Origin of the sequence: Mesorhizobium sp. WSM3224 (assembly GCF_000427725.1) — a bacterium.
GTDB lineage: Bacteria > Pseudomonadota > Alphaproteobacteria > Rhizobiales > Rhizobiaceae > Mesorhizobium.
Map to the genome: position 1 here is coordinate 72,027 of NZ_KE386577.1, position 6,668 is coordinate 78,694.

8 protein-coding genes and 1 tRNA gene are annotated in these 6,668 nt (G+C 62.6%); all 9 read right to left on the bottom strand.

The window, feature by feature from the left end; genetic code table 11:
* Nucleotides 1-121: 121 nt before the first annotated feature.
* On the bottom strand, nt 122-499 hold the full coding sequence (gene rplL, locus YU3_RS0134360) for a 50S ribosomal protein L7/L12 (protein ID WP_027170378.1): 378 nt from the start codon (nt 497-499) through the stop codon (nt 122-124).
* Nucleotides 500-553: 54 nt separating this feature from the next.
* A complete protein-coding gene (gene rplJ / locus YU3_RS0134365) occupies nt 554-1,072 on the bottom strand; it encodes a 50S ribosomal protein L10 (protein ID WP_027170379.1) in 519 nt (172 codons plus the stop codon).
* A gap of 385 nt (nt 1,073-1,457) precedes the next feature.
* Nucleotides 1,458-2,156, bottom strand: a complete 699-nt coding sequence (gene rplA, locus YU3_RS0134370) for a 50S ribosomal protein L1 (protein WP_027170380.1) — start codon at nt 2,154-2,156, stop codon at nt 1,458-1,460.
* Nucleotides 2,157-2,160: 4 nt separating this feature from the next.
* Nucleotides 2,161-2,589, bottom strand: coding sequence for a 50S ribosomal protein L11 (gene rplK / locus YU3_RS0134375; protein WP_027170381.1), 429 nt, complete (start codon nt 2,587-2,589; stop codon nt 2,161-2,163).
* 187 nt (nt 2,590-2,776) lie between these two features.
* Nucleotides 2,777-3,304 (bottom strand): transcription termination/antitermination protein NusG, encoded by a 528-nt coding sequence (gene nusG, locus YU3_RS0134380; RefSeq protein ID WP_027170382.1) that lies wholly within the window; start codon nt 3,302-3,304, stop codon nt 2,777-2,779.
* A 27-nt stretch (nt 3,305-3,331) separates the two neighbouring features.
* Entirely contained in the window at nt 3,332-3,535 is a 204-nt protein-coding gene (secE, locus tag YU3_RS0134385; RefSeq protein WP_027170383.1) for a preprotein translocase subunit SecE, read from the bottom strand.
* A gap of 362 nt (nt 3,536-3,897) precedes the next feature.
* A tRNA-Trp gene (locus YU3_RS0134390) sits at nt 3,898-3,973 on the bottom strand.
* A gap of 147 nt (nt 3,974-4,120) precedes the next feature.
* Nucleotides 4,121-4,606 (bottom strand): group II truncated hemoglobin, encoded by a 486-nt coding sequence (locus YU3_RS0134395; protein ID WP_027170384.1) that lies wholly within the window; start codon nt 4,604-4,606, stop codon nt 4,121-4,123.
* 147 nt (nt 4,607-4,753) lie between these two features.
* Entirely contained in the window at nt 4,754-6,352 is a 1,599-nt protein-coding gene (locus YU3_RS0134400; RefSeq protein WP_245273743.1) for a hypothetical protein, read from the bottom strand.
* Nucleotides 6,353-6,668 lie beyond the last annotated feature (316 nt).

Below are 6,668 nucleotides of genomic sequence, written 5' to 3' on the forward strand. Positions count from 1 at the left end.
GAAAACCCGTTTCCTGAAGGTCGCTTGCGGCCCTCAGGAAAAAGGTTTTCGAACGCCTCGCGCAACAAAACCTCCCTTTGCAGGGAGGGGCGGACGGCGCGAGACCGTCCGCCCTTGCCTGTTACTTCAGCTCGACCTTGGCGCCAGCTGCTTCCAGCTGAGCCTTGAACTTGTCGGCATCGGCCTTGGAAACGGCTTCCTTGACCGGCTTCGGAGCCGCTTCGACCAGGTCCTTGGCTTCCTTGAGGCCAAGGCCGGTGATGGCGCGGACTTCCTTGATGACGTTGATCTTCTGGGCGCCGGCATCGGCGAGAACGACGTCGAATTCCGTCTTCTCTTCAACCGGAGCAGCGGCAGCGGCAGCGCCGCCGGCAGCGGCAACCGCCACCGGAGCAGCGGCCGAAACGCCCCACTTCTCTTCCAGGAGCTTCGACAGCTCAGCCGCCTCGAGGACGGTCAGCTTCGAAAGGTCGTCTACGATCTTCGCGAGATCAGCCATTGTTGTATTCCTTCGTTAGGTTCGAACGTGTGTTTGTGATAGCGAGGAACGGCCTCATGCCGCCTCGTCCTTCCGGGCGTAAGCGCCAATGACGCGCGCGACCGAAGCCGCCGGTGCATTGACGATCTGGGCGATCCGGGTTGCCGGCGTGGCGATCATGCCAACCAGCCTGGCGCGCAGCTCGTCGAGCGACGGAAGTGTGGCGAGTGCCTTCACACCGTCGGCGTTGAGCGAAGTGGTGCCCATCGCGCCGCCGAGAATGATCAACTTGTCATTCCCCTTGGCGAAATCGGACGCGACCTTCGGCGCCGCAATCGGATCCTCCGAATAAGCGACCAGCGTCTGTCCCTTGAACAGATCGATGATCGATGCGGAGTCCGTGCCCTGAAGAGCGATTTTGGCGAGACGGTTCTTCGCGACTTTAACGGTGCCACCGGCAGCGCGCATCTTCGACCGAAGGTCGTTCATTTGCGCGACGGTGATACCGGCATAGTGGGCCACGACCACTGAACCCGCGTTCGAGAACGCATCGTTCAGGCCCGTGACGAGTTCGCGTTTTTCCGCTCTGTCCACTGCCTATCTCCAGTTGACCCCTGCCCACCAATGGGAACATTCCCATTTAAAGGACAGGCGTCGGGTTGCCTTTTGCCGGCCGGGCCATCCAAAACCGGATCTCCCGAACGACGCTCGAGGATCCTGCCCCCTTTCGCCACACCGACGGCCAAGCCGGCGATGCGCAGACAAAAGGCAAACACGGTTCGAACCTTTCATTGGAGCTTGTCGCTCCTTTGTCGGGTCTTCACCCGTCTCATGCAGGCCCAAAGTGAATTAAGGCTTTTGGGCCGCCTGCAATCTCGGACAGGATATCCGGAAACCTTCCGGCTTCCGGGGTTACCGGGCCGCCGACAGATCGGCGGTCCGGAATTCTTTGCGATCGGCCTTGCCGATCAGACGACAACTACGACGCGGCGAGCGTCGCGAGGTCGAGCTTGAGGCCGGGGCCCATCGTCGAGGTGACGGACACCTTCTTGACGTAGTTGCCCTTGGCGCCGGTCGGCTTCGCCCTGTTCACCGCATCGGCGAAGGCGCGGACATTCTCTTCCAGCGCCTTGACGTCGAACGAGACCTTGCCGACGCCGGCCTGAACGATGCCGGCCTTCTCGACGCGGAACTCGACGGCGCCGCCCTTCGAAGCCTTGACGGCCGCTGCCACATCAGTGGTCACCGTGCCGACCTTCGGGTTCGGCATCATGCCGCGCGGGCCGAGCACCTTACCCAGACGGCCGACCAGCGGCATCATGTCCGGGGTGGCTATGCAGCGATCGAAATCGATCGTGCCCTTCTGGACGATTTCGACCAGATCCTCGGCGCCAACGATATCGGCGCCGGCGGCCTTGGCTTCCTCGGCTTTGTCGCCACGGGCGAACACGGCGACACGCACCGAGCGGCCGGTGCCGTTCGGCAGGTTGACCACGCCACGGACCATCTGGTCGGCATGGCGCGGATCGACGCCGAGATTCATCGAGATCTCGACGGTCTCGTCGAACTTCACCTTGGACCGGTCCTTGAGCAGCTGCAGCGCCTCGGAGAGCGCATAAGCCTTGTTCGGATCGATGCCTTCGCGGCTCTGAGCAACACGCTTTGCAATCTTTGCCATGATCTTAGCCCACCACTTCCAGGCCCATCGAGCGGGCGGAGCCCTCGACCATGCGCATGGCCGCCTCGACGTCGTTTGCGTTCAGGTCCTTCATCTTCTGCTCGGCGATCGCGCGCACCTTGTCGCGGCTGATCGTGCCGGCCTTCACCTTGCCCGGCTCCTTCGAACCCGACTTCAGGTTCGCGGCCTTCTTCAGGAAGTAGCTCACCGGCGGCGTCTTCATGACGAAGGTGAACGACTTGTCCTGGTAGTAGGTGATGACGACCGGGATCGGCGACCCCTTCTCGAGCTCCTGGGTCTGCGCGTTGAACGCCTTGCAGAATTCCATGATGTTGATGCCGCGCTGACCAAGCGCCGGGCCGATCGGGGGCGACGGCGTGGCCGAGCCCGCGGCAACCTGGAGCTTGAGCTGGCCTGCAATTTTCTTAGCCATCTCTATTCCTGCCTTTTCTCATGCCGGCCCCACGACCTGGGAACGCCGGCGGTTGCAGTCTGGTGGTGCGGTTCCCGCGGCCGGCTATATGCCGCGTTCGCCTCCCACCCGTTCATGCGGCGTCAGTACACGCCGCCCGACGCCTTTCGGCGCGGTACCCCGACGCCTTTCGGCGCGGGTATTCGGATCAGCCCTTTTCGACCTGTCCGAATTCCAGATCGACAGGCACGGCGCGCCCGAAGATCGAAACTTCCACCTTGAGGCGGGCACGCTCCTCGTCCACTTCCTGGACGACGCCGTTGAACGACGCGAACGGACCGTCCGAAACGCGGATCGCCTCGCCGATCTCGAAGGTGACCGAGGGCTTCGGCCGCTCGACGCCCTCCTGGACCTGGTTCAGGATGCGCTGCGCCTCGGCCTCGGTGATCGGCACGGGCTTGGAGTCACCCAGGAAGCCGGTGACCTTCGGCGTGTTCTTGACCAGCGAGAAGACAGCGTCGGTCAGGTTGGCCTTCAACAGCACATAGCCCGGGAAGAACTTGCGCTCGGCGTCGACCTTGCGGCCGCGGCGGATCTCGACGACCTTCTCGGTCGGCACCACGATCTGCTCGATGTCGCCGGACAGACCCTTCTGCTTGGCCTTGTTCTCGATATCCTCGGCGACCTTCTTCTCGAAGTTCGAATAGGCGTGGACGATATACCACCGCGCAGTCATTTCACGACCTCTCCGTAAACCGCCGAATTAATGCCCGAGACCCAGGATCCACTCGATCGCATAGCCCATCAGAATGTCGGCTGCGAAGAAGAAGAGCATCGCGATCACCGCGAACACGAGGACCATCACGGTCGAGATCATGGTTTCGCGCCGCGAAGGCCATGTCACCTTGGCCGTCTCCGCGCGAACTTGCTGGAGAAAGGTGAAGGGATTAGTGGTTTTCGAAGCCATGCGCCGCCTGTTTTAAAGACCCGTTGGCCGGGCCTCCTGGATGATCCCGCTGACCGGGACGTGCCGCCTGGGCTCTATGCGAAGCGAATCAGCGCCGCTATCTCACCCACGCAAATCAGACGCGTAAAGCCGGCTTCCCAGCTCCACGCGTCGCGTGTCTGTCTCGTCTACATAAACCGATTCTTGATCCACGCAAGTGGCAAGGTCCGCTTTATGCCCTAACGCCGCCTCGGAACCATCCAGTCGTCCCGTCCCGGCTATGCGGGGCTTATGCCCCAATTCCCACCATATGGCAAGCCACCCGCCGATTTTCAACCGCGGAGGCCCTTGATCGGCCATTTCGGGATCGGCATTTTGGAAAATGGCACGGGCAGCAGGGCTCGAACCTACGACCTGCGGTTTTGGAGACCGCCGCTCTACCAACTGAGCTATGCCCGTGCATGCGCATTTGCTGCGCAGGGGCTTCCTAAAAGCTTCCGCGCGCTCTGTAAAGAGCACTCGGGAGCGGTTTTAGAGCCTTTGCCGGAAATCCGGATTTCATTTCCGCTGGCAGCGGATCGCGCTCGCGAAACAACGCCAGCGCACCTACGTCTTCCCGCCCGGCGGCTTGTAGGGCCCGCCCGGAACGCCCCAACCCCAGGCCGGCATCGGTTCGGTCTCCGGATCGCAGGTCTCGCCGATGTTGGAGTTCATCTTGGCCAGCCGCGATCCCCATTCGACATAGCCCATGAAGGCGGAACGGAACTCGGGATCATCCGGCAAGCCGACCTCATCGGCCGCGTCGGCGAGTAGACTGATCCAGCGCCGGCGCTGCTCCTCGGTCAGGTGCTTGCCGAGATGATGCATCACCATCTCGCGATGACCGCCGTGCTTTTCGCTGTAGGTCTTCGGTCCGCCAAAAACTTCGCCGATGAAGGCCGCGACGTGAGCCGGATGGTCCGGCGACATGTTCTTGAACACGGGGCCGACGATCGGATCCGTCGCTACCTTGTCGTAAAAAGTCCGGGTCAGCCGGTTGAGCGCCTCGCCGCCGCCGGCCCATTCATACAAAGTCGGGGCGTCCTCGCTCATCGCCGATCCTCCATTCGCAAGCAAGATAACGGCAGCACCCTGCCCCGCTCAACCTGCCTCGATGGCCAGTGCAAAAGTGGCGCTAAAGTCTTTGTTTTGATGCATGTCGTTCCCCCAAAACCGCTGCGCACTTTTGGGCGACATGCATTAAAGCTTCGCCGGCGACGCCGCCTCGGCATTGGTCGCCGAGAGAACCCTGCAATTATCGGGCTTCGGCGACGATTTGCAGATGGTCGCGCCGGTCAGCGCGTCCACCGATTGCGGGCCTGTCGTCAACCCGAATTCCTGCAATTCGTCCTGAGTGAGTTCCCTGTGCCTGGCATACTGCGCCGACTGCATGGCGACGAAAAAGCCCGAGCCGACCGCCATCTCGTCGAGATACGCCCTGACCTTTTCTTCCATGCCCATAGAATGCACCAGGAAATGCGCATCGGCACCAACGAGACGCCTGGCGCCGCCAGCGATCATCACCGCGCAGGCCGCATCGCATTCGGCGCCGGCATCGATGGTGAGGCCGCTATGGAGACCGTCTGTCGCGACGCACCCGACTGCGGCGGGATCGCAGTCGAGAAAATCCGTTCGGGCGACCGCCATATCCAGCCCCCGCGCGCGGATCAGCCGACCGGCGGCAAGTGCTGCCTGCACATCTCCGCCCGGCGAGTTGATGACAATGGGCAAGCGGCGCCCGCCGAGCGTATCGAGCAGCTGGCGCAGCTTGTCGGCCGTGCCCGCGGCGATCGTGCCTTCGGCCGATATCCATTCCGGGCAATCGGGATTGCAGAGCGGATTGCTACCGCGAACGAGAACGAAGCGCATCTCGTGGTCCCGAACCTGCGGCGCGGGCGCGGGAGCGGGAGCAGCGGGGGCGGATCCGGCGTCGACGGCGGCCACCTCGACCGGCTTCGCGTTCGAGGGCACCTCGCGGCAATTCGCAGGCACGGGATTGCGCCGGCACATGGCCCTCTCAGTCAGCAGATCGAGCGAATCGAGGCTGGTGACGAGCTTCATCTCCAGCATGTCCTCGGGTTCGATCTGCCTGATGTCGCTGGCCGGCGTCGCCTTCATCACGCCCAGCACACCCTGTTCGATGCCCATCTCCCTCAAATAGGCCGACAGCCGCTTCTCGACCGCCTTGCTCATCTCATAGGTCTTGTAGCTGCCGGCATTCTTGCGGCTGACGATCTTGGTGCTGATGAGCTTCTTCCTGCCGTTCACGACCCGATAGGTCGTGCGGTAGAGCAGCTTCTCGCGCCGATAGGTGGTGGTGATCTGATGGACGCCGAGATAGGCCCATTCGCCGACGACGCGGTGGATGCCACCGGCAAACATCAGCGGGCAAGCCGAATTGCACATCGCGCCGCTGTCGTAGGCGACGCCGGAATAGGGCTGGCTCTTGCCGTCATTGTCCCGGCAATTCTTCATCGCCGGCGAGCAGCCGGAAAACACCGTCATGCCGACCGCGATATCGAGCTTGTTCTTGCGGACCATGCGGCCAAGCTGGAGCGCGGCGTCGACATTGCCACCGGGAGAATTGACGACGATCGGCAGTTGCCGTCCACTGAGCGTCTTCAGCAGACGCTTGAGCAGCCTCGGCGTGCCCTCGTCGATCGTCCCTTCGGCTGAGATCCATTCCGGGCAGTTCGGCTCGCAGCCCGGCGCGCTGCTGCGCACGACGACAAAGCGCATCGTCGGGCCGTAGTCCGGCGCTTCTTCCTTGGCGGTGGCGGCGAACGTGGTCAGCCCCATGGCCGTGGCCAATCCTAAGCGGACCAACCCGCGCCACCACCGTATGGTCTTTGAACGGAATGCGGAACCCACGCCTGACAAGCCTCTCGGTACAACCCATACTAGTTGCGGCGACGGTGGTTGCAACAGAATTGAAAAGGCCCCGCGCAATACTGTTTCCGAAACAAAAAGGGCGGCCCGAAGGCCGCCCTTTCCTTGTCGATCCGACAGCTGCCGGACCGATTATTCTGTAATGGTGACGACGATGCCGGCACCGACGGTGCGGCCGCCTTCACGGATGGCGAAGCGCAGCTTCTCTTCCATCGCGATCGGCACG

Excerpts from the sequence above, each read along its gene's own strand:
- YU3_RS0134400 (WP_245273743.1), bottom strand. The coding sequence starts at position 6,352 with ATGGGGCTGACCACGTTCGCCGCCACCGCCAAGGAAGAAGCGCCGGAC.
- rplK (WP_027170381.1), bottom strand. The coding sequence starts at position 2,589 with ATGGCTAAGAAAATTGCAGGCCAGCTCAAGCTCCAGGTTGCCGCGGGC.
- YU3_RS0134395 (WP_027170384.1), bottom strand. The coding sequence starts at position 4,606 with ATGAGCGAGGACGCCCCGACTTTGTATGAATGGGCCGGCGGCGGCGAG.
- rplA (WP_027170380.1), bottom strand. The coding sequence starts at position 2,156 with ATGGCAAAGATTGCAAAGCGTGTTGCTCAGAGCCGCGAAGGCATCGAT.
- secE (WP_027170383.1), bottom strand. The coding sequence starts at position 3,535 with ATGGCTTCGAAAACCACTAATCCCTTCACCTTTCTCCAGCAAGTTCGC.
- rplL (WP_027170378.1), bottom strand. The coding sequence starts at position 499 with ATGGCTGATCTCGCGAAGATCGTAGACGACCTTTCGAAGCTGACCGTC.
- nusG (WP_027170382.1), bottom strand. The coding sequence starts at position 3,304 with ATGACTGCGCGGTGGTATATCGTCCACGCCTATTCGAACTTCGAGAAG.